The 22,350-nt window shown below is 67.5% G+C and carries 16 protein-coding genes; 5 read left to right on the forward strand and 11 right to left on the reverse strand.

Annotated elements, in window-relative coordinates:
* Window positions 1-50: 50 nt before the first annotated feature.
* Genes L286_RS42210 through L286_RS42225 form a run of 4 tightly spaced genes read right to left on the reverse strand, consistent with a single transcriptional unit; the run spans window position 51 to window position 5,234 of the window.
* A complete protein-coding gene (locus L286_RS42210; RefSeq protein ID WP_020817494.1) occupies window positions 51-1,739 on the reverse strand; it encodes a type I secretion system permease/ATPase in 1,689 nt (562 codons plus the stop codon).
* Entirely contained in the window at window positions 1,736-2,902 is a 1,167-nt protein-coding gene (locus tag L286_RS42215; RefSeq protein ID WP_020817493.1) for a glycosyltransferase family 4 protein, read from the reverse strand. The genes L286_RS42210 and L286_RS42215 overlap by 4 nt, the downstream gene beginning before the upstream one ends.
* Window positions 2,899-4,233 carry a pectate lyase family protein gene (locus L286_RS42220; protein ID WP_021223899.1) on the reverse strand — a complete coding sequence of 445 codons (1,335 nt, stop codon included), beginning with the start codon at window positions 4,231-4,233 and terminating at the stop codon, window positions 2,899-2,901. The genes L286_RS42215 and L286_RS42220 overlap by 4 nt, the downstream gene beginning before the upstream one ends.
* Entirely contained in the window at window positions 4,230-5,234 is a 1,005-nt protein-coding gene (locus L286_RS42225) for a sulfotransferase family protein (protein WP_020817491.1), read from the reverse strand. Before L286_RS42225 ends, L286_RS42220 begins: the two co-directional genes overlap by 4 nt.
* 201 nt (window positions 5,235-5,435) lie before the next feature.
* Between L286_RS42225 and L286_RS42230 the strand changes: the two genes are divergently transcribed.
* The gene (locus tag L286_RS42230) at window positions 5,436-6,761 is read left to right on the forward strand and encodes an O-antigen ligase family protein (protein WP_020817490.1); all 1,326 of its coding nucleotides are present in this window, start codon (window positions 5,436-5,438) and stop codon (window positions 6,759-6,761) included.
* Window positions 6,762-6,879: 118 nt separating this feature from the next.
* Here L286_RS42230 and L286_RS42235 read toward each other — a convergent pair whose 3' ends face one another.
* Window positions 6,880-7,860: a 2OG-Fe(II) oxygenase family protein gene (locus tag L286_RS42235; RefSeq protein WP_020817489.1), complete on the reverse strand. Its 981-nt coding sequence runs from the start codon at window positions 7,858-7,860 to the stop codon at window positions 6,880-6,882.
* Between the two features lie 323 nt (window positions 7,861-8,183).
* Between L286_RS42235 and L286_RS42240 the strand changes: the two genes are divergently transcribed.
* Together L286_RS42240 and L286_RS42245 are read left to right on the forward strand one after the other, a co-directional pair.
* Window positions 8,184-10,457, forward strand: a complete 2,274-nt coding sequence (locus L286_RS42240) for a GumC family protein (RefSeq protein ID WP_020817488.1) — start codon at window positions 8,184-8,186, stop codon at window positions 10,455-10,457.
* Window positions 10,458-10,516: 59 nt separating this feature from the next.
* Entirely contained in the window at window positions 10,517-11,188 is a 672-nt protein-coding gene (locus L286_RS42245; RefSeq protein WP_020817487.1) for a helix-turn-helix transcriptional regulator, read from the forward strand.
* Between the two features lie 11 nt (window positions 11,189-11,199).
* Here the strand turns inward: L286_RS42245 and L286_RS42250 are convergent, their stop codons facing one another.
* The 3 genes from L286_RS42250 to L286_RS42255 are packed head-to-tail and all read right to left on the reverse strand — an operon-like array spanning window position 11,200 to window position 14,297.
* Window positions 11,200-11,700, reverse strand: a complete 501-nt coding sequence (locus L286_RS42250) for a flavin reductase family protein (RefSeq protein ID WP_020817486.1) — start codon at window positions 11,698-11,700, stop codon at window positions 11,200-11,202.
* A gap of 30 nt (window positions 11,701-11,730) precedes the next feature.
* Window positions 11,731-11,979, reverse strand: coding sequence for a hypothetical protein (locus tag L286_RS48665; protein ID WP_125445797.1), 249 nt, complete (start codon window positions 11,977-11,979; stop codon window positions 11,731-11,733).
* Between the two features lie 56 nt (window positions 11,980-12,035).
* The gene (locus tag L286_RS42255; RefSeq protein WP_020817484.1) at window positions 12,036-14,297 is read right to left on the reverse strand and encodes an NADP-dependent malic enzyme; all 2,262 of its coding nucleotides are present in this window, start codon (window positions 14,295-14,297) and stop codon (window positions 12,036-12,038) included.
* Between the two features lie 139 nt (window positions 14,298-14,436).
* Between L286_RS42255 and mutS the strand changes: the two genes are divergently transcribed.
* On the forward strand, window positions 14,437-17,088 hold the full coding sequence (gene mutS, locus L286_RS42260) for a DNA mismatch repair protein MutS (protein WP_020817483.1): 2,652 nt from the start codon (window positions 14,437-14,439) through the stop codon (window positions 17,086-17,088).
* A gap of 9 nt (window positions 17,089-17,097) precedes the next feature.
* Complete coding sequence (locus tag L286_RS42265) at window positions 17,098-19,857, forward strand: [protein-PII] uridylyltransferase (RefSeq protein ID WP_020817482.1); 2,760 nt, start codon at window positions 17,098-17,100, stop codon at window positions 19,855-19,857.
* An 80-nt stretch (window positions 19,858-19,937) separates the two neighbouring features.
* Here L286_RS42265 and L286_RS42270 read toward each other — a convergent pair whose 3' ends face one another.
* The 3 genes from L286_RS42270 to xth are packed head-to-tail and all read right to left on the reverse strand — an operon-like array spanning window position 19,938 to window position 22,290.
* Window positions 19,938-20,438, reverse strand: coding sequence for a L,D-transpeptidase family protein (locus L286_RS42270; RefSeq protein WP_020817481.1), 501 nt, complete (start codon window positions 20,436-20,438; stop codon window positions 19,938-19,940).
* Entirely contained in the window at window positions 20,435-21,493 is a 1,059-nt protein-coding gene (gene ribA, locus L286_RS42275) for a GTP cyclohydrolase II (protein WP_020817480.1), read from the reverse strand. The genes L286_RS42270 and ribA overlap by 4 nt, the downstream gene beginning before the upstream one ends.
* Window positions 21,493-22,290, reverse strand: a complete 798-nt coding sequence (gene xth / locus L286_RS42280) for an exodeoxyribonuclease III (protein ID WP_007689405.1) — start codon at window positions 22,288-22,290, stop codon at window positions 21,493-21,495. Before xth ends, ribA begins: the two co-directional genes overlap by 1 nt.
* Between the last annotated feature and the right edge of the window lie 60 nt (window positions 22,291-22,350).

The following is a 22,350-nucleotide window of genomic DNA, read 5'->3' on the forward strand; positions in this document are numbered from 1 at the left end:
CGGCCGGCCGGGCGGCGGCAACAGCAGGGGCCGGCTTGTCCGCATCAGCATCAGGCCGCTCCCGCCACGGGCGCGGGACGGGGACGGGCGAGCGCGCCCAGCACCTGATCGCGCGGTCCGCTCATCCGCATGCGGCCATTGTCGAGGACCAATATCCGGTCCGCCGGTCCCAGCAGGCCGGTGCGGTGCGCCGTCACCATGATCGCCGCGCCCCGCGCCTTCGCGCTGGCCAGCGCCGCGATCAGTTGCGCCTCGCCATCGGAATCGAGATGCGCATTGGGTTCGTCCAGGATCAGCACCGCCGGGTCGCGGAACAGGGCGCGGGCCAGCGCGATCCGCTGCGTCTGGCCCATGGACAGCCCCATGCCGCCCCAGCCCAGCATCGTGTCATAGCCCTGCGGCAGGCGCAGGATCATCCCGTGCGCGCCGCATAGCTGCGCCGCGGCGATCACGTCGGCGTCGATCCGCTCGTCGGCGTCGGGATCGGCAAAGCGGGCGATATTGTCGCGGATCGACCCGGCGAAGAGGGACAGTTGCTGCGGCATGTAGCCGATATGGGCGGCCAGCGCGTCGCCGTCCCATTGCGACCGTTCCGCCCCGTCGATGCGGATTTCACCCTGGTCGCAGGCTATGGCACCCGCCACCAGCCGCGCCAGCGTCGACTTGCCCGCGCCGCTGGCGCCGATCACCGCCACCATCTCGCCCGGGCCGATGGCGAAGGACAGGTTGTTGAGGATCAACCGCTGCGAATGCGAATCCTCGACGGTCACGCGCTCCACATCGACCCGGCCCTTCGGACGGGGCAGGCTGGTCTGCGGAGCGTCATCCGTCGCGCCGTCCAGCCAGGCCATGATCTCCGCATGCGAAGCCCGCGCCGCGACGAAACTGCGCCAGCTTCCCACAAGCTGGTCGACCGGCGCCACCGCCCGCCCCAGCAGGAAGGAGGAGGCGAAGATCGCGCCCCCCGAAATCTGCCCGTCTATCGCCAGCAGCGCCCCCAGCCCCAGCGCGCCGGATTGCAGCATGTTGCGCAGGAAGCGGCTGATCGCCATGCGGCTGCCGGCGGCGAAGCTGGCTTCGGCCTGCCAGCCGAGCATGTCCTCCCGCTCCGCCAGGTGCCGCCGGACCATCGCGCCCCGCATGCCCAGCGCCCGCACCGCCTCTGCCCCCTGCATCGTCTGTTCCTGGCTGCCATAGGACAGGTTCGCCGCGGCGCTGGCCTGCAACAGGGGTTGCCGCGTCGCCCGGTCGCTTGCCCAGGCGACGGCGACCAGAACCAGGCTGCCCGCCAGCGCCATCAGCCCGATCAGCGGGTGGATAAGCGCGCAGACCAGGATGTAAATCGGCGTCCACGGCGCGTCGAACAGAGCGAACATGGCCGGGCCGGTCAGCGTCTGGCGAAGCTGGTCGCATTCGCGGATGGGCTGGCGGCTCCTGCGCCCGATCCCCTCCCCCGCCTGCTGGCGCAGGGTGGCGGCGATCAGCGTCCGCGCCAGCCGCCGGTCCAGCCCGATGCTCGCCCGAACCAATATGCGCGAGCGGACATGTTCCAGCAGCGAGAGGGTGGCGAAGGCCAGCAGCAGCGCCAGCGTCAGGAAGGCCAGCGTGGTCCCGCCCCGCGTCGGCACCACCCGGTCGTAGATTTGCAGCATGTAGAGCGTCGGCGCCAGGAACAGCAGATTGGCGAGCGCGCTGAACAGCGCCGCCCACAGGAAATGCCGCTTCACCGCCCCGATCATGACCGCAGCGCTTCGTAAACGGCGCAGACCCTGGCGCAATGGGCCGCCTCGCCGAAGCGGGCGCGGGCATCGGCCTGGGCGCGCAGGGCCATGGCGCGGGCGTCGCCCGGATCGATGCAGGCCCGGGCCAGCGCCCCGGCGTCGTCCGGCTCCACCAGCAGGCCGATGCCACCCTCCAGCGCCTCGACATTGCCGCCGGAGCGCGCGGCGACGATGGGCGTGCCGACCAGCATCGCCTCCACCAATGTCCGCCCGAACGGCTCGCCCACGGCGGGCACGACCAGCCGGTCGCAGGCCGCGATCCAGAAGGGGCCGGGCGTGCGGTAGCCCATCGGCTTCACCCTGTCCCCCACGCCATTTTCCGCGATCCGCCTGCGTAGGGCGATGTCCATGGCGGGCACCCGCGCCTCCCCGAACATCAGGCCCATGACCGGGCGCGGGCTCATCTCCGCCAGCCGGGCGATCATGTCGACGAACAGCAGGGGTCGCTTCCTAGGCACGAAGGCGCCGAAATAGCCCAGCAACACCGTATCGGGCGGCACGCCCAATTCGCGGATCAGCGCCTCCCTCGCCCTGGCCCGGTCCACTTCCAGGCTGGTGTCGAAGGGGCTGTGGATCACCGACGCCCGACCGCGCGCCGACCAGATGCCGGCGGGCGGCAGGGCGAAGGAGGACACCGCAAGCACCCGATGCGCCAGCGCGGGCGCGAGCAGGCGCAGGCCCAGCGCCCCCGGATCGCCGCGATGGTGCCAGATCAGCTTCGCCCCGGCCAGCCGCGCCGGCAAGGCCCAGTTGGCGCTGCTCCGCCCGTCATTGACATGAACGATGTCGATCCGGTTGCGCCGCAGGAAACGGGCGCGGGGCAGAACGCCGCCCAGCGTCCGTCCGAATTTCCGCAGGGTGAAGGCCTCGCCCGGCACGAACGGCCCCTGGGCGGCGGGGTCGTCCATCCGCTCATGCCCGGCGAAGAAACTGGCGATCATGCCGCCGGGCACCTCCGTCACCACCATGGGACAGTAGAGCGCCGGGTCGAGATGCTCGATCAGCCCGCGCACCGAAATATGGCTGCCGCCGATGCTGTCCCCGGAAAAGGGGAAGCAGATGCGCAGGCGATCGTCCCGCGCCGCATCCGCGGGCTTCAGCCGGGGCAGGGGCGCGTTCATGGCGCAACCCCGTCCATCAGGTCGCGCGCCCGCTGGTCCAGGAACTGGTCGAGATTGGCCAGGCCGTCCCCGTCGGCATCGGCCCAGGGATCGGCCTTGCGCGGATCGGCGCCATGCTCCGCCTCCCACAGGTCGTCCATGCCGTCGCCGTCCGCATCGGCATAGGGCGCTCCCGGTTCCGGATCGTCGATCAGGCCGGGCTGCTTCACGATATGCCCCTTGCGTTCACGCACCTGTTTGACGATTCGCCGGTCGAAAGGGTCGCGGGGAAAGGCGCCCGCATCGCTCAGCACCGCTCTATAGGCCGCTTCCGCCGGTTCGGCGGCGACGGTCGGCGGGCAGGGCGGCCGGTCCACCTCCGCCTCCTTCAACAGGGGGGAGAGATGGACGAAATCCCCGTCGAAGCGGTTGTCGGCCAGATAGACCCTCGCCATCCCCTTCGACCCCATGACGTTGCGCGCCACCCCGACCGTGTCCGGCCGGGTGTTCCGCCCCGCGATGAAGCTGTTGCCGATCAGCGAGACGGGAACGCCGCCGAAGCTCTCCCAGATCTCCGCGAATTCCGACTGGCCGTTATAGAGGATGTTGTTGATCACCTCCGCGCAGGAGCCGGGGGGGAAGTTGAGGTCCGGATTGCGGTCGCCATTATGGGCGCAGATATTGCCGATGAAGCTCAAATGCTGCGGCCCCTTCGGGTCGCTCGCCAGCAGCGCGCATTTGTCGTGGCGCGGAATGCCCTCCGCAAAGATCGAGTTGCTGATCGTGATCCAGTCATTGTCGCCATAGCCGTTGATCAGCTCGTCCCGCGCCCAGCTTGCGCTGACATGGTCGATGATCACCTGGCGGCTATTCTCTATGGTGAAGCTGTCCTCCGACCCGCGATGGGTGCCGGTGCGGTCGTTGCGCACGCGGACATGGCGGATGACGATGTCGTGCGTGTTCTTGATGAGGATGGGCGTGCGCCCTTCCGCGCCGCCCGCATGGGCGATGACGATGCCGCCGCCCGGCGCCGTTTGCCCCGCTATGGTGAGATAGGGATTGGCGATCACCGGCGGGCGCGTGGTGAAGCGGATCGTGCCGCTCACCCGGAATATGCAGACGCGGGGTCCGGTGGCGTCGATGCAGGCGCGAAGCGACCCCGGCCCGCCGTCGGCCAGCGTGTCGACGGCCAGGATACGCCCGCCGCGCCCGCCCTTGGCCGCGGCGCCATAGCCGACCGCGCCGGGAAAGGCGGGGTCGCCCTTCACCGGCTGCGCCCGCGATTCGCTGCCCGCGCCTGAACAGCCCGCGATCACGACGGGCAGCAGCATGCCGGCCAGCAGACGCCTCATGCCGCGCCCCCGCCGCGCAAGGCATAGCCGTATCGCCGCAGCAAGGGCGCGCACAACAGGGTGAACAGCCGCCGCTTCCACCCCGGCATCTCCCGCTTCCACCGATCATCGCCCCTGATGCTGAGCGATTTCTGCATGCGATGGCGGCTGCCCGCGACCTGGTGCTGCGGGGCGAAGGGGGCAAGGTCGGCGGCGGGCAGATGCGGCGCCTCCCCCACCAGCGCGACGATCCGCCCGATGGTGCCGCGCGGGTCGTCGACGAAATCCTCGTAGCGCACGCGGATGCTGCGCCCCGGCCCGACCCGGCGGCACAGCAGTTCCGCCGCGACATTCACCATCGCCCAGCGCAGGGCGGTGTAGAGCAGCGGCTTGGGCCGCAATTCGCGCTGCACCCCCTTTTCGACGCTGCGGCTGTGCCCCTTCATCAGCGACCAGGCGACGCCGCGCCCGTCGCGCACCACATGCACGACATGCAGGTCGACGCCCGGCATCGCCGCCAGCGCGAAGGCCCGTCCCGGCAGTTTCGAGGAATCGACCAGTATCGGCCGCCCCGACACCAGCGCCATGCCGCGCAGCAATTTGACGGTTCGGCGAACATGGTCGCGCCATCCCGGCAGGCGCAGCAGCCGCGCCGGGGCCAGCAGCGCCTCCGTCCGTTCCTGCGCGCGGCGATAGCGGGCCAGGAACCCGTCCGGTTCGCCCTGCGTCCAGCGCGTGACGATGGCATTCCATTGCGGGCAGTCCCGCACCCGCGCCCCGCAGGCGCAATATTCGCCGCGGTCCCAGACATGCCGCGCCAGCGTCGTCACCTCGCCCGCGCCCATGATCGCCGGATGCTCGCCCAGCGCGATGTCGAGCAGGGTCGTCCCGCTCCGCCCATAGCCGGCCACATAGATCAGCCTGACCGATCCCTGCCGCGCGGCGGACGGCGAAAGGTCGACGGCCTGCTCCACCGTCGCCGGCGGTTCGCTGTTGCGCAGGGGCAGGATCGCATCGGTCACCGGGTCATCCTCGTCGCGCTAGACGCCCTGCCGGTCCGGCGGCGCTCGGCTGCCGTTATCCCGTCAGTCGCAAGGGCATTTCAACGGATCACAAGGCTGATCCTCCGGCAAATTCGGATAGGCGGGCTGGCTGGAATCGCCCCATGCCCTGCCCCGAAGGGCGTTTGCGCGGGAACGGCGCGAGGCGCAGCTTCCAAGGCCGTGACGATTCTCGCCAGCCCTGCCCCCCACGATCCAGCATCGGCCGCCGCGCCGCATGTTCCGGCCGCGCATGAGGAAATCTGGGACAGGATCGCGCGCGGCTGCCTGCTGATCGCGATCTTCCTCAGCGGTTGGGGCCTGCTTCGCGTCGGCCAGATCAATCTCACCTTTTCCGACCTCTTCTTCCTCATCAGCTTCTCCATTTCCGCGTTGCGCGGCCGGCTGAGCGTCACGCCCTTCCGCTCGCTCACGCCCTTCTGGCTCGCGGGGCTGGTGATGATGCTGGGCGGGCTGTTCATCGGGTCGATCATCAACGGCGATCCGCTGCGCTGGGTGAACATCGCCCTGCAATATACCGTCGCCTTCCTCTGCATCCCGATCCTGCTGATGCAGCAGGAGGAAGGCACGATCCGCAAGGCGCCGCTGGTCTTCATGCTGGGCATCGCCTGTTCCGAAGCGGTGGGCATCGCCGCCAGTTCCTTCCTCACCTATAGCGACACGCTGCACTGGCTTGGCGACGGCTTCATCACCGGCAATGGGCGGCTGGGGTCCATGGCGGGCCAGCCCAATCCCAATGGGGCGGTCGTCGCCTTCTCGCTGCCGATGCTGCTCTATTCGATGCGCCACCGGCTGATCGGCGGCGTGGCCGGGCTCGCCTGCCTGGTCCTGCTGCTCTGGGGCCTGATGCTGAGCGCGTCCTTCACCGGATTTTCAGCCTCGCTGCTGGCGATCTTCGCGACGCTGCTGCTGATGGGCGTGCGCTACATCTTCCGCCTGGGGCTGGCGGTGGCGGTGGCGGCCGGGCTGTTCCTCGCCAGCGGCGCCCCGCTGCCCAAGGCGTTCCAGGAGCGCGTCGGCAATGCCGTGGAGAGCGGCGACATCAACCAGGCGGGGACGTTCCTCAACCGATCGCAGCTCATGGAGGAAGCCTGGGGATTTTCCGAGGACTATACCGTCATCGGCATGGGCGTGGACCGCTATCGCGAACTCAGCGCCTATGACAATCCGGTGCACAACCTGTTCCTGCTGATCTGGAACGAGGGCGGCGCGATCGCCTTTTGCGGGCTGATCGTCCTGCTGGGGCTGATCGTCCTGCTGGCGGCGAACGGGCTGCGCGTCAGCCGCGACAAGGGCGCGATGGCGGTGGCGGTGGTGCTGGTGTTCCTGATCTACACCCTGTCCTATCCGCACATGTATTCGCGCATGTGGGTGATGCCGGTGATGGTGGCGCTGGCGACCATCTATGTCCCCCGCAGGGCCATGCCGGAAGCGGCGCGGCTGATCTATGCGCGGCCGGTAGGGCCGCAGCCCTTGCCGGCATTATAGGCGGGGCGGCGATACCGTCGGTTTGCCCATCGAAACGCGACATGCTCCTGCGCAGGCAGGAGCACGATTCAATCTGGGGCGGACATTAACGTCCGCCCTCCACCCTCTTTCCCCTTCCTCAAGCCGACCCGATCAGCAGCGTCACATTGTCCGTGCGTGGATCGCCGCCGCCGGTCTGGCCCGGCTTTTCCACATGCAGCACGCGGTGCAGCACGTGCCTCACGCCATAGGCCTGCGTCGCCATGCTGCCGGGAATGACCGCGAGCGTCCCGCGATCGATCGGCAGGTCGATCCATCGCCCGCCGGCGAAGACCTGCGTCAGCATCTGCGCCCGTTCGCCGCACAGGGCGGAAAAATAGCGATGGTCGAAATGCGCGCCCTCTATCAGCTTCTGGCCCGGCGCGATGTCCCTGCTGCGGTCGCGGCGCAGCAACAGCCGGTTGACGCCCCGCAGCAGCCGTCCCAGGACAGGCACATCGGCCAGCAGCCCATATAGGTCGGACAGGCCGCGCGGGCTGAGCGCGCCCGCCGCCTGCCACCGCCTTTCGTCCAGCGCGCAGCCCGCCCGGCCCCATCGCCCCAGCGAATTGCGGGCCAGCGCGCCCAATCGGTCGAAATCGCCCGCGTTTTCCTGATATTTCAGCCTTTGCACCACGACCTGGAAATGGCGGGGCGGCGTCCCCTCCGGCGCGAGCGCCGCCATCAGCCGGCAGCCAACCGCCCAGCATTGGTCCAGCAGCGCCTGCCGGGGCGCATAATGCTGCGCGCCCTGCACGAAATAGGGGGGATTCATGGTGGCATGATCCTCCCCCTCATCATGGGAAAGGGTCATTTTCCGGGCGATATAGCCGTGGCGCCCGGGCTGGAAGTAGAAGAGGTCGCCCAGGCTGGCGGTGATGTCGCCGCTGCCGTGATAGTTGCGCGCCATGTCGACCAGCGGCGCTTCCCAGGGCATCTGCTCCGCCCTGTCCTCCAGCAATCCCCGCCACAGCCCGGCGACGACGTCCGGGCAGCGCACCAGCACCGCGGCATGGCCCGCGCCGAACAGCCGGGCGAGCGAGCCCGGTTCCAGTTCCTGATATGCCAACTCCGCGATCATGTGGCCAACCCCTGATGCGGAGCGTTCTTATCCTCGCTCAACTTTCGCACAATGGCGCGGAATGGGACGATCCGGAATAGTCAGACACGCATCAGAAATGTTTAGGCCGTAAACGCATGCATGGCGCGTTCGGGGCGTCATGGATCGGTATCCGGTCCGGGCGGGGCATGGAGCCGCGCCTCGATCCGAAGGGTTAGCACCTATGCGCATCGCCGGTCCCCGATGCGCTTTTGCTCTCTTGCGCCGCAACCCGCACTATCGCCTCGTTGGGACAGCCCTGACGGCGGGGCGCGTCCGCGCGCCGATGCGAGCGGGAGATTATCATGGCGTCTGCACAGCTCACCCTGATCGATGGCGCCGCTGCGGGCGGCGGCGCGGAAAAGCCGCGCGACCTGTCCTTCGAGTTGCAGCAGATGTCGGCGCGGCAGATCTGGTTCCTGCTCCGCCGCCACATGAAGCTGGTCGCCAGCATCGTCATCGCCTGCGTCCTGGTGGTGCTGATCGTCCAGTTGCAACTGCCCAACCGCTACGAAGCGACGGCGACCGTGCAGGTGGAACTGAACGATTCCACCGGCTCCAACCAGGCCGACGCCACCCGCAACCAGCAGCGCGTCGCCAATGAAGCGCGCATATACCGCTCGCAGGCGCTGGCGGAGCAGGTGGTGCGCGACCTCAACCTCAACCGCAACCAGGCCTTCACGCACGGCGTCCAGATGACGGTGCAGCAGGCCGCCGCGCAGCTTACCAAGACCACCCGCGTGGTCAGCTCCACCGATTCCGACTTCATCGACATCACCGTCCAGTCGCGCAAGGCGGAACTGGCGGCGCGGATCGCCAACCGTTTCGTCGACAGCCTTCAGAAGATGCGATCGCAGCGCCGCCAGACCTGGCGCAACGGCCTCAGCACGGCGCTCGACAAGGAGACCAAGCGCCTGGCCCATGAAGTGGAACTGGCCGAGAGGGCCGTTGCCGATTTCCGCCGCCAGCACCTGATGCCGATGGGCGCGGGCAGCGCGGAGGACTATCAGCAGATGAACCGCATCGCCGTGGAGGCCGCCTCCACCGCCGCGATGAGCAGCGCGATGCAGGCGCAGGCGGCAGGCGTCAGCCGCGCCGCCAGCATGCGGACAGTGGCGGGCGCGTCCTCCCCAGCGCTCGACAATCTGCAGAAGCAGTATGACGACCTGGTCCGCCAGCGCTCCGAAATTTCCGTCCAGATGGGCGCGAACCATCCGCAGATGCAGGCGCTGTCGGCCCAGATCGCGCAGGTCAGCAGGGCGCTGGTGCAGGAGCGCGCGTCCGTCGTCGCGACCCAGCAGACGAAGAACGACACCGATGCCGGGCGCGAACGGGCCATGGCGCTGGCGGAGGCGAACGCCGCCTCCGCCCGGGCGGGCCAGTTGCAGGCGAAGCTCAACGCCATGACCGGCGCCGCCTTCCGCAACAATGCCAATCTGGTCGACCTTTCCATTCTCGACCGCCGGGCGGAGGTGGCGCGGCAGGCCTATCTCACCACGGCGCAGCGCGCCCAGACGGTGCAGTCGGAACTCCAGACCACCGGCGTCAACTCGACCATGGTGTCGGCCGCCGCCGTGCCGCTCCAGCCCGTCGCGCCCGCGCCCAAGAAAATGGCGCTGGCCGCGTTCGTCGGCTCCTCCGTCCTCGCCTTCCTGATCGTGCTGGGGATGGAGATGTTCGACAACCGGCTGCGCAGCGGCGACCAGCTTCGCCGTCTCTTCGGCCTGCGGACCCTGGCGATGCTGCCGAAGCTGGAGGAACCGATCCCCGCGACGATCGAGGACAATCCGGTGACGACGGAGCCGCAATCGCTGTTCACGGAGGTCGCCCGCAACCTTGCCAGCGAGATCGAGGAACTGCCCCACCAGGGGACGAGCCAGCGGGTGCTGGTGACGTCGCCCCTGCCGGGTGACGGCAAGTCCAGCGTGGCGCTGACGCTGGCGGCGGCCGCCGCGTCGATGGGCCGCCGCGCCATCGTGGTCGACCTCGACCTGCGCCGCCCCGGCCCCAGCATCCTGCGTTCGATCCAGGACGGTTCCGACACGCCGGACCTGATCGAGGTGCTGACCCATGCGGGCGAAAGCCGCCGCCTGATCCCGCAGGCCGAGCGCCATGTGGACCATGACGCCGCCGAGGGCGCGGCGCCCGTCGCGCTGATGCCGGTGGTGCTCAGCACCCGCGAGCAGATCCGCAATCCGGCCGCCGTGGTGCAGGGCTGGCAGGTCGGCCGCCTGCTGGACGACCTGCGCGATCGGTTCGACCTGGTCGTCATCAACGCGCCCGCCATATTGGCCGTGCGCGATGCGCGTACCCTGTCCTCCCTGGCGGATTCGACGCTGATGGTCGTGCGATGGGGGCATACGACGGTCGAACAGTTGCGCGCCTCGCTCCAGATGGTGAACAACCAGGTGGTCGGCGCCGTGTTCAACCAGGTCGATTATGAGGAACATGCCCGCCGCGGCTATGGCGACGCCGTCCAGTTCTACATGGGGTCGGCCGCCTATTATTCCGACAGCTTCCCGGTCCGGCGGAGCTGGGCGGACCGCGTCCGCCACGCCTTTACGCGCAAGGCGGCATGAGCCGCCTCCCGCCCTTGAAGCAGGCGGCTTCGTCTCCCATTCGTTTCGAAAGCGTAATAGTGGAAGAGGATGCCCCCCGTCTCACCTTGCTGATCCTGGACGGGAGCCCGCTTCGCCGGGCCTGCATCGCCGTCGCGCTGGAGGCGGCGGGCGTTCGCATAATGCAGCAGTCCAGCCTGGACCAGTCCAAGGCCGGGGAGCCGCCCGACATCATCCTGTTCCAGACGGGGGATTCCGAACTGGAAAGCGCCGCCCTGCCGCTGCAGATCGCGCAGGCGAAGCAGCTATGGCCGGCCGCCGCCATGCTGGTGATCGCCGACCATGGCAATGAAGCGCTGATGCAGGCGGCCGTCGCCGCGGGGGCGCAGGCCCTGCTGCGGTCCAGCACCGGCATCGTCACCATGCAGCGGGTGCTGTTCCTGTTGAAGGAGGGGCTTGCAGTCTATCCGGCACCGCTCGCCGCCGCGCTGCACATGCGCCCGCCCGACACGGCCGGCGGCCTCAACGAGCGGATCGCGCTGGCGGTGGACAAGTCCAAGCTGCTGACCAAGCGGCAGCGCGACGTGCTGCGCCTGCTCGCGCAGGGCGCCTCCAACAAGGACATCGCCCAGCGGCTGAACATCAGCGAAAGCACGGTGAAGGTCCATGTGCGGGCGATCATGGCGGTGAACGGCGCGTCCAACCGCACGCAGATCGTCGCGCATCTGTTGAAGGGCGGCGGCCAGGATTAAGGCCTGGACGTTCAGCTCAGATGCGCGAACTCGCCATAGTCGCCCTGGAAGAAAAGGAGCGGCTTGCCGGGCGTTTCCACCTCCAGCGCGATGACCCGGCCCAGCACGATATAATGGTCGCCCGCTTCATGCACGGCTTCGAGCCGGCAGTCGATCCAGGCCACCACCCCGTCCAGTATCGGGGAGCCATTGGCCGACACCCGATGCGTCACGCCCGCGAACTTGTCGTTCGCGCCCTTGCTCGAAAATTGCTGGCAGAGCGGCTTCTGGTCGCTGGCGAGGATGTTGACGCAGAATTTTCCCGCCTTTTCGATCCGGGGCCAACTGTGCGAATTCTTGGCCGGGAAGAATGCGACCAGCGGCGGATCGAGCGAGACGGAGGTGAAGGAGCCGACCACCATGCCGGTCGGCGCATCGTCGCCTCCCACCGCCGTCACCACGCAGACGCCGGTCGGATAATGGCCCAGCACGCGGCGGAAAGTGCCGCTGTCGAAGGCAACGGCCTCGCTCATGCCAACGCGCCCCGCAGGAAGGAAATATCGTCACTGATCTTCATCGTCCCTCTCTTCTAGACTCGGCAGGGCATGGCAAGCAAATCCGGCTGATAAGCTGATGAGTTTCCCTTTTTCCGAATCTCGCAGCGCCACCTTAAGCGACCATTGCGCGTACGGCACGGCACGATCACGCATCATCCGCCATGCGATATTCCCGGAATCCGGGCCAGCCAATATTGGCGGCGGCGCTGCGCGGCAGGGCATGGCGGCTGCCGCGACGCGGGCGGCGGTTTTCAACGGCCAAGCCGGAAGCGCGCCGCGCCTCCAGCCAAGATTACATCCGCCAGAGGCGGTCAGACCGCCACGCCGGCCGAAGCCAGCACCGCCAGCGTCAGCAATTCCGACGCGTTGGACGCCATGGTGGCGATCTGCACCGACTTGTCCATGCCGACCAGCATCGGCCCGATCATGGTCGCGCCGCCCAGTTCGCGCAGCAGCTTGGCAGAGATATTGGCCGACTGAAGCCCTGGCATCACCAATATATTGGCCGGGCCGGACAGGCGGCTGAAGGGATAATTCTTCATCACCGTCGGGTTGAGCGCCGCATCGGCGGTCATCTCCCCTTCGAATTCGAAGTCGACCTCGCGGTCTTCCAGCACCTTCACCGCGTCGCGGACATTTTCCAGGAAGCCGCCCGGCGGGTTGCCGAAATTGGAATAGGACAGGAATGCGACGCGCGGATCATGGCCCATGCGCCGGGCGACCGCCACCGTGCCTTCCGCGATGTCCGCCAGTTCCTGGGCCGTGGGACGCTCGTTCACCGTGGTGTCGGCCAGGAACACGGTCTTGTCCTTCGTCACCAGCACATGGATGCCGAAGGGGGTGCGGCCCGCCGCCGGGTCCAGCACCCGCTTCACTTCGCGCAGCGTCTGGCCGAAGGGACGGGTCATGCCGGTCAGCATCGCGTCAGCATGGCCCATCTTCACCAGCAGCGAGCCGAAGATGTTGCGGTCGCGATTGACCATCCGCTCGCAATCGCGGCGCAGATAGCCCCGGCGCTGGAGCCGCTTGTAGAGCGTGTCGACCATCTCCGGCACCAGCGGCGAGTTGACGCTGTTGTGCAGTTCGTAGCTTTCCGGATCCTCCACGCCCAGTTCCTTGAGCTTGTCATAGACATGGGCACGCCCGACCAGCACCGGGATGCCATAGCCCAGGGTACGGAACTGGATGGCGGCACGCAGCACCACTTCCTCTTCCGCCTCGGCGAAGACGACGCGCTTGGGATTGGCCTTCGCCACCTCATAGGCGGTGGTAAGGACGGAGGTGGTCGGGTTGAGCCGACCCTTCAAGGACTGGCGATAGGCCGCCATGTCCGCGATGGGCCGCTGCGCGACGCCGGTCTCCATCGCCGCCTGCGCGACGGCGGAGGGCACGACCTCCATCAGGCGCGGGTCGAAGGGCGCGGGGATGATATAGTCCGGGCCGAAGCTGTGCGAGCGGCCATAGGCCTTGGCGACTTCCTCCGGCACCTGTTCCCGCGCCAGTTCGGCGATGGCCTTGGCGGCGGCCAGCTTCATCGCCTCGTTGATCCCGGTCGCCCGCACGTCCAGCGCGCCGCGGAAGATGAAGGGGAAGCCCAGCACATTGTTGACCTGGTTGGGATAGTCCGACCGGCCCGTGGCGACGATGGCGTCCGGGCGCACCGCCTTGGCGTCGGGCGGCGCGATTTCCGGGTCGGGGTTCGCCATGGCGAAGATGATCGGCTTGTCCGCCATGGACTTCACCATGTCCTGCGTCATCGCCCCGGCGACGGAGAGGCCCAGGAACACGTCCGCGCCCTTCACCGCTTCGGCCAGCGAACGGGCGTCGGTCTTCACCGCATGGGCCGACTTCCACTGGTTCATGCCCTCGGTGCGGCCCTGGTAGATGACGCCCTTGCTGTCGCACATGATCACATTGTCATGCTGCACGCCCAGCGCCTTGATCAGTTCGGTGCAGGAGATGGAGGCCGCGCCAGCGCCGTTCACCACCACCTTCATGTCCTTCATCTCGCGGCCGGTCAGCATCGCCGCGTTGATGACGCCTGCCGCCGCGATGATCGCGGTGCCGTGCTGGTCGTCATGGAAGACCGGAATGTTCATCCGCTCCTTCAGCGTCTGTTCGATGATGAAGCATTCCGGGGCCTTGATGTCCTCCAGGTTGATGCCGCCGAAGGTAGGCTCCATCAGCTCGACCGCGTCGATGAACTTGTCGACATCCTCGGTCTTGAGTTCGATGTCGATGCTGTCGACGTCGGCGAAGCGCTTGAAGAGGACCGACTTGCCCTCCATCACCGGCTTGGACGCCAACGCGCCCAGATTGCCCAGCCCCAGGATCGCCGTGCCGTTGGAGATCACCGCGACCAGATTGCCCTTCGCGGTATAGTCATAGGCGGTCGCCGGGTCTTCCGCGATGGCGCGCACCGGCACCGCGACGCCGGGCGAATAGGCGAGGCTGAGGTCGCGCTGGGTCGCCATCGGCTTCGAGGCGATGATCTCGATCTTGCCGGGGCGTCCCGTCGAGTGGAAGAACAGCGCCTCGCGCTCGGAAAATTCCACATTCGACTTGTCGGTCATGGCTGCACCCACCCCTTGTTTGGAAAGATGAGGTGGCCCTAGCGGCAAGAATATCCTGTGGGCAAGTGCGAGAAGCGCAATTTTCCTGCTGCTCTTGCAGCACTGGCATGAGGCCGGGCTTCACGCTATCCGCTTTGCCATGGCGCGAACGATCGATACATCCACGCAACAGGCGACGCCCATGATGGCGCAATATCTCGCGCTGAAGGCGGAGGCGCAGGACTGCCTGCTCTTCTACCGCATGGGCGATTTCTTCGAACTGTTCTTCGAGGATGCGAAGGCGGCGGCGGCGACGCTGGACATCGCGCTCACCAGCCGGGGCGAGCATGGCGGCGCGCCGATCCCGATGTGCGGCGTGCCGGTGCACAGCGCGGAATCCTATCTGGCGCGGCTGATCAAGGCGGGCCATCGCGTCGCCATCGCCGAACAGACCGAAACCCCTGCCGAGGCCAAGGCGCGCGGGTCCAAGTCCCTCGTCGCCCGCGCCATCGTCCGTTACGTGACGGCAGGCACGCTGACCGAGGAAACGCTGCTCGACAGCCGGCGCGACAATATGCTGGCGGCGCTGGCGCAGGTCGGCGGCGAAGAGGCGGACGAATATGGGCTGGCCGCCGCAGACATTTCGACCGGCCGTTTCGAGACGCTGACGCTGCGGGCGGCCGATCTGCCCGCCGAACTGGCGCGCCTGCGGCCAAGCGAGATCGTGCTGCCGGACGGGTTGGACCTGGAACTGCCCGATTCCCACCCGTTCGACCGCGCCGCCTTTTCCAGCAGCCGGGCCGAAACGGCACTGAAACGCATCTTCGGCGTCGCCACGCTGGACGGATTCGGCCAGTTCAGCCGCGCCGAACTAGCGGCCATGGGGGGACTGCTCGGCTATCTCGACCATGCGGGCAAGGGCACCCTGCCCTTCCTGGCCCCGCCTGTTCGCAAGACCAGCGGCGCGCATGTCGCCATCGACGCCGCGACCCGCGAGAGCCTGGAAATCACCACCACCATGAGCGGGACGCGGGCGGGCAGCCTGCTGGGCGCGGTGGACCGGACCGTCACCGGCGCGGGCGCCCGATTGCTGGCGCAGGATCTGTCGGCGCCGCTGATGGATCAGCCCGCGATCGAGGCGCGGCTGGGACTGGTGCAACTTTTCCATGACGACGCCATGCTGCGCGACCAGTTGCGCGTGGCGCTGCGAGCCTTGCCGGACATAGGGCGCGCCCTGGGGCGTCTGGCGATGGGCCGGGGCAGTCCCCGCGATCTGGGTCAACTCCGCGACGGGCTGGGCGAAGCGCGGCTATTGCGGGAGCGGCTGGGCCGCCTGCCAGACCAGCCCCTGCTGCTGGCGCAGCTTCTTCCCTCCCTCGACGGCCATGGCGCGCTGGTCGACAGCCTGTCCCGCGCCCTCGTCCCCAGCCCGCCCACCGAAACGGCCAATGGCGGCTATATCGCCGACGGCTATGACGCGGCGCTGGACGAATTGCGTCGCCTCGCCGGGGACGGCCGCCGCGCCATCGCCGCGCTGGAGGCGAAATATCGCGAGCAGACCGGCATCGCCTCGCTCAAAATCCGGCATAATGGCGTGCTCGGCTATCATGTCGAGGTGCCCGCCCGCGCCGCCGACCAGTTGATGCAGCCCGACAGCGGCTTCACCCATCGCCAGACGCTGGCGGGCGTGGTGCGCTTCAATTCGGTGGACCTGCACGAACAGGCGAGCCGCGTCGCGCAGGCCGGTGCCCACGCGTTGGTCGCCGAAGCCGCGCATCTGGAAGAGCTGATCGAATCCACCCTCGCCCGCAAGGCGGAGATCGCCCGCGCCGCCGACGCCCTCGCCCGGCTCGACGTGGCGGCTGCGCTGGCCGAACGGGCGGCCGAAGGCGGCTGGCAGCGGCCCCATTTCCTGCCCGAAGACGGCGAAGGGCCATGTCTGGAAATCAGCGGCGGCCGCCATCCGGTGGTGGAGGATGCGCTGCGCCGCGACGGCCAGCCCTTCGTCGCCAACGACTGCCGGCTTGGGGCAAGCGACCGGCTCTGGCTGGTCACAGGCCCGAACATGGGCGGCAAGTCCACCTTCCTGCGGCAGAATGCAATCATCGTCATCCTGGCCCAGGCGGGCGCTTATGTCCCCGCCCAGTCCGCTACCCTGACTCTGGTCGACCGCCTGTTCAGCCGCGTCGGCGCGTCGGACAATCTGGCCAAGGGCCGCTCCACCTTCATGGTCGAGATGGTCGAGACCGCCGCCATATTGGCGCAAGCGACCGAGCGCAGCTTCGTCATCCTGGATGAAGTCGGGCGCGGCACGTCGACCTATGACGGGCTGGCATTGGCATGGGCGGTGGTGGAGGCGGTGCATGAGGTCAACCGCTGCCGTTGCCTGTTCGCGACCCATTATCATGAGCTGACCCGGCTGGCGGAGACGCTATCCTCCCTTTCCCTCCACCATGTCCGGGCGCGGGAGTGGAAGGGCGACCTGGTGTTGCTGCACGAAGTCGCGGAAGGGCCTGCGGACCGCAGCTACGGCCTCGCCGTGGCGAGGCTGGCCGGGCTGCCCCCCGCCGTGCTCAAGCGGGCGAAGGATGTCCTCTCCCGCCTGGAAGCGGGCAAGGCGAAGACCGGCGGCATCGCGGCGGGGCTGGACGACCTGCCTCTGTTCGCCGCCGCCGTCGCGCAGGTGGAGGAAAAGGCCGATCCGCTCCGAGCCGCGCTGGACGGCATAGACGCCGACGCGCTTTCCCCCCGCGAGGCGCTCGATCAACTCTATCGGCTCAAGCAACTGGCAGCAGCCGGTCGGGATGGCTAGATAAGCCCTATGGTCATGCAGTTTCCGAAATTGGGGTCCAGACGCGCCATCATCGACCGGCGCGCCATTTCCGACCGCATCGCCGCCCTGGCGCAGGAGCATCGGGGCGACCAGATCAAGCTGCGCGGCCTGATCGTGAAGGAATTGAAGGACGCGCTGGACGCCGGGCGGGACGATGTCGCCCGCCGCCTCAGCCAGAAGCCGACCCGCGGGCGGGAGGCGGTGACCGCCTTCGCCTTCCTGATCGACCAGATTTTGCGCCTGCTCTACGACGCGACGACGCACCATCTCTATCCGGCGGGCAACCGCAGCACTGGCGAGCGGATCGTGCTGATTGCGGTGGGCGGCTACGGCCGGGGCGAAATGGCGCCGCACAGCGACGTCGACATCGGCTTCATCACCCCATGGAAGCCCACCGGCTGGACCGAGCAGGTGATCGAATCCATGCTCTATTCGCTGTGGGATCTGGGGCTGAAGGTCGGCCATAGCAGCCGTTCCATCGATGAGACGATGCGCATGGCGAAAGCGGACCTGACCGTGCGCACCGCCCTGCTGGAGGCGCGCTACATCTGGGGCGACAGGGCGCTGTACGAGGAAACCGCAGCCCGTTTCGACAGCGAGATCATGCAGGGCACCGCTCGCGCCTTCGTCACCGAAAAGCTGGAGGAGCGGGAGGAGCGGCACAAGCGGATGGGCGACAGCCGCTATGTGGTCGAACCCAATGTGAAGGAGGGGAAGGGCGGGCTGCGCGACCTGCACACGCTGTTCTGGATCGGCAAATATGTGAACCGGGTGAAGTCGGTCGCCGAACTGGTCGATGTCGGCCTGCTCACCGAAAGCGAATTGCGCCAGTTCCAGAAGGCGGAGGATTTCCTCTGGGCGGTGCGCTGCCACCTGCACATGATCACCGGGCGGGCGGAGGACCGGCTGACCTTCGACCTGCAACTGGAAACCGCGACCCGCATGCATTTCACCGGGCGCGCCGGGCGTTCGGGCGTCGAGCGGTTCATGCGCTATTATTTCCTGAACGCGAAGACGGTGGGCGACCTGACCGCCGTGTTCCTCGCCCATCTGGACGACCAGATGGCGGAACGCGGGCGGCGCTATATCCCCAGCTTCTTCCGCCGCCCGAAGAAGCTGGACGGCTTCGTGCTGGATCGCGGGCGGCTGGCGCTGCCCAATGACCAGTTCTTCCAGGACGATCCGGTCCGGCTGCTGGAAATCTTCGCGCTGGCGGACAAGCACGGCCTGGCCATCCATCCCAGCGCGATGCGCGCCGCCAGCCGCGACGCCAGCCTGATCACCGCGAAGATACGCCGCGATCCCCGCGCCAACGCCGCCTTCATGGAGGTGCTGACCAGCCCCCGCGACCCGGAAACGGTGCTGCGCTGGATGAACGAATCGACCGTCTTCGGCCGCTTCGTCCCCGATTTCCGCCGCGTCGTGGCGCAGATGCAGTTCGACATGTATCATCATTATACGGTGGACGAACATACGATCCGCGCCGTCGGCCTGCTGGCGCGGATCGAGAAGGGCGAGCTGAACCAGGATCATCCGCTGGCGGCGGACCTGATGGGCAAGCTGCTGTCGCGCCGGGTGCTCTATGTCGCGGTGCTGCTGCACGACATCGCCAAGGGGCGCGGCGGCGACCACAGCATATTGGGTGCGGAAGTGGCGGACCATCTCTGCCCGCGCCTGGGCCTGACCCCGGCGGAGACGGAAACCGTGTCCTGGCTGGTGCGGCACCATCTGCTGATGTCGGCCACCGCCTTCAAGCGCGACCTGGCCGATTACAAGACGATCCTCGATTTCGTCGACGTGGTGCAGAGCCTGGAGCGGCTTCGCCTGCTTCTCTGCCTGACCGTGGTCGACATTCGCGCCGTCGGGCCGGGCGTCTGGAATAGCTGGAAACGGCAGTTGCTGGGCGATCTCTACGAGGCCGCCGAGGAGTTGTTGCGCCTCGGCCACAAGCAGAAGGGCCGCAGCGAGCGGGTCACGAACAAACAACAGGCGTTGCGGCAGGCGATGGGCATGTCGGACGCGGAATTCGCGAAGCTCAGCAAGCGCCTGCCCCAAAGCTACTGGATCGCGGAGCCGGAGGACATCCTCATCCACAATGCGCAGCATATATTGGAGGCGGGCGATTCCCCGCTTTCCATCGCCGCGCAATATTATCCGCAGCGCGGCGCGACATTGGTGACGGTCTATGCCGCCGACCATCCGGGGCTGTTCTACCGGATCGCGGGCGCCATCCACCTGGCGGGCGGCAACATCATCGACGCGCGCATCCACACGACCCGCGACGGCGTCGCCATCGACAATTTCCTGGTGCAGGACCCGCTGGGCGGCGCCTTCCACAGCCCCGACCAGTTGACGCGCATCCGCAAGGCGATCGAGGATTCGCTCGCCAACCGGCACCGCATGATCACCAAGCTGGAAGCGCGCCCCCTGCCCCGCACCCGCGCAGAGGCCTTCCGCATCGAACCCAATGTGCTGATCGACAACAAGGCGTCCAACCGCTTCACCGTGATCGAGGTGAATGCGCGGGACCGCCCGGCGCTGCTGTTCAGCCTGGCCAACGCCCTGTTCCAGTCGAAGGTGACGGTCCACAGCGCCCATGTCGCCACCTATGGCGAGCGGGCGGTGGATACATTCTACGTCACCGACCTGCTGGCCGGAAAGATCGAGAGCAAGGGCCGGCTGCAAACGCTGGAGCGGCGCCTGCTGGAAGCGGCCGGCGGCGAAGTGGCGGAACTGGAGCGGGCTTGAACCCACCGTGCTCCTGCGAAGGCAGGAGCCCAGTTCCGCCCTCTCAACTAGGCTCCTGCCTTCGCAGGAGCACGGTGGCGCTAGACAATCTCCATCACATCGCCCGGCGTTAGCAAAGGCAACAAACGCAGCATATCCGCCCGCTCCACCGCCACGCACCCCGCCGTGGGACGCCCCTCGGACAAATGAAAGAAAATCGCGCTCCCCCGTCCCGGCACCGGCGGCGCGTCATTATGCCCCAGCACCACGATCACATCATAAGCATCATCGTCCCGCAGCAGATTTTCCGCCGAAAAGGCCCGCGGCAGATGTACCGGCCGGTTATAGGCCGGATCGGCGACATCGTCGGACCAGCCATCCCCCTCCCGCACCCAGCGCCACGGCAGGCGGATGCCCGCCGCCTCCACCTTGCCCTGCCGCAGCAGCACGCCCCGGATCGGCCAGACGCCCAGCGGCGTGCACCCGTCCCCTTCCCGCTTGTCCGCCGCCGCGCAGGAACCGCCCCGCCCGATGGTGCAGGGCATGTCCAATTCACCGAAGGATAGACGCCCCGCGCCCGCATCGACGCGGACGACGCTCATAGCTGGTGCCCGGTCCGGTCCCGCTTGGTGGCGAGATAGCGTTCATTATGCGGATTGGCGGGCAGGATGATCGGCAGCCGTTCCGCCACCTTGATTCCCGCCGCTTCCAGCCCCGTCACCTTGTTGGGATTGTTGGTGAGCAGCCGCACCTCCCCCACCCCCAGCAGGTCCAGCATCCGCGCCGCCACGGAAAAATCCCGCGCATCGATGGCGAAACCCAGCCGCACATTGGCGTCGACCGTATCGAATCCCTGATCCTGCAAGGCATAGGCGCGCAGCTTGTTGACGAGGCCGATGCCCCGCCCTTCCTGCCGCAGATAGAGCAATATGCCCCAGGTCGAATCCGCGATCTGGTGCAGCGCCTCATGCAATTGCGGCCCGCAATCGCATTTCAGCGACCCTAGCACATCCCCGGTCAGGCATTCGCTGTGCAGCCGGATCACCGGCGGCGATGAATCGCGCTGACCGACGATCAGCGCCACATGCTCGCGCGGTTCGTCGGGGCTGCGGAAGGCGACGATCTGAGCGGTTTCGCTGGCCGATACCGGCAATCTTGCCCGCGTCGCAATATCCAGATGCACGGCGTCGTCATAGGCGTCGACATCGTCGGCGCCGACCTCCGCCTCAACCTCTCCATCCACCGTCGCGAAATAGGCAGGCAATATGCCTGCCAGCCGCGCCAGCCGTAGCGCCGCCTTGGCCGCCAGCGGCGCGGCCAGCGGCTTCGCCATGAACGGCCCCTTCAGCGGCGAGGCAAGGTCCAGAACCGGATCGGAAATCGCCGTCGCCACATCGGCGTCGATCCACGGCGCCCGCGCCACCAGCACCGGCATGTCGGGATCGGCCGCCGCGATCTGGTTGGCGAGCTTCAACGTCTGCGCCCGCGCCGCGGAGATCAGTATGTCGGCCCGGGCGCCCGGATCGAAGGCGACAAGCGTCACCGAGTCCGCCCCTTCCACCGCCATCAGCCGCAACGCGCCGTCGGCGGCCTGCATCCGCACGGGCCAACCCCGGCGCAGCGCATCGATGGCGCGTGCGGCGTCACGAGCGCCCATCAGAAGGCGAATTCCGTGATGATCGGCACATGGTCGGACGGCCGCGACCAGCCGCGAATCGGCTCGACGACGCGGTGGCTGACCGCCTTTTCCGCGACGTCCCGCGTCATCCACATATGGTCGAGCCGCCGTCCGCGATCCGATTCCGCCCAGTCGCGCGCGCGATAGCTCCACCAGGTGTAGAGCCGCTGCGGGGCGGGGTAGAATTTGCGGCCGATGTCGACCCAATCGTTCGATTCCTGCAAGCGCGCTAGAATCTCGCATTCGATGGGCGTATGGCTGACGACGTTCAAAAGCTGCTTGTGGCTCCACACGTCGCATTCCATCGGCGCGATGTTGAAATCGCCGGTCAGGATGGTCGGCTTGTCCTCCAGCGTGGAGGACCATTGGATCATGCGCTCCAGGAAGTCGAGCTTCTGCCCGAATTTCGGATTGACCTCCCGATCCGGCACGTCGCCGCCGGCGGGCACGTAGACATTCTCGATCCTGACCCCATTGTCCAGCCGCACGCCGACATGGCGCGCCTCCCCATTGGCCTGCCAGTCGAGCCGGTCGTCCTCCCGGATCGGAATCTTCGACAGGATCGCAACGCCATGGTGCATCGGCTGTCCGTTCAGCACCTGATGATTATAGCCCCGCTGCCGGAACAGCCCCGCCGGGAAGGTGTCGTTCACCACCTTCGTTTCCTGCAGACACAATATGTCGGGCGATTCTTCCGTCAGAAAGCGCTCGACAATGTCGAGCCGGGCACGAACGCTGTTGATATTCCACGAAGCGATGCTGAGCGTCTGAGACATGCTGATCCACTAGGAGTCTCCGCTGCCTGGCGCAAGCACCCGTGATGGGTCGGAATTTGG

Origin of the sequence: Sphingobium sp. HDIP04, from assembly GCF_000445085.1 — a bacterium.
GTDB classification, from domain to species: Bacteria; Pseudomonadota; Alphaproteobacteria; order Sphingomonadales; family Sphingomonadaceae; genus Sphingobium; species Sphingobium indicum.

Bases quoted from the DNA above. Each gene is read 5' to 3' on its own strand.
- L286_RS42210 (WP_020817494.1), bottom strand. From the start codon at position 1,739: ATGATCGGGGCGGTGAAGCGGCATTTCCTGTGGGCGGCGCTGTTCAGC.
- L286_RS42215 (WP_020817493.1), bottom strand. From the start codon at position 2,902: ATGAACGCGCCCCTGCCCCGGCTGAAGCCCGCGGATGCGGCGCGGGAC.
- L286_RS42220 (WP_021223899.1), bottom strand. From the start codon at position 4,233: ATGAGGCGTCTGCTGGCCGGCATGCTGCTGCCCGTCGTGATCGCGGGC.
- L286_RS42235 (WP_020817489.1), bottom strand. From the start codon at position 7,860: ATGATCGCGGAGTTGGCATATCAGGAACTGGAACCGGGCTCGCTCGCC.
- L286_RS42240 (WP_020817488.1), top strand. From the start codon at position 8,184: ATGGCGTCTGCACAGCTCACCCTGATCGATGGCGCCGCTGCGGGCGGC.
- L286_RS42250 (WP_020817486.1), bottom strand. From the start codon at position 11,700: ATGAGCGAGGCCGTTGCCTTCGACAGCGGCACTTTCCGCCGCGTGCTG.
- L286_RS42255 (WP_020817484.1), bottom strand. From the start codon at position 14,297: ATGACCGACAAGTCGAATGTGGAATTTTCCGAGCGCGAGGCGCTGTTC.
- mutS (WP_020817483.1), top strand. From the start codon at position 14,437: ATGGCGCGAACGATCGATACATCCACGCAACAGGCGACGCCCATGATG.
- L286_RS42265 (WP_020817482.1), top strand. From the start codon at position 17,098: ATGGTCATGCAGTTTCCGAAATTGGGGTCCAGACGCGCCATCATCGAC.
- L286_RS42270 (WP_020817481.1), bottom strand. From the start codon at position 20,438: ATGAGCGTCGTCCGCGTCGATGCGGGCGCGGGGCGTCTATCCTTCGGT.
- ribA (WP_020817480.1), bottom strand. From the start codon at position 21,493: ATGGGCGCTCGTGACGCCGCACGCGCCATCGATGCGCTGCGCCGGGGT.
- xth (WP_007689405.1), bottom strand. From the start codon at position 22,290: ATGTCTCAGACGCTCAGCATCGCTTCGTGGAATATCAACAGCGTTCGT.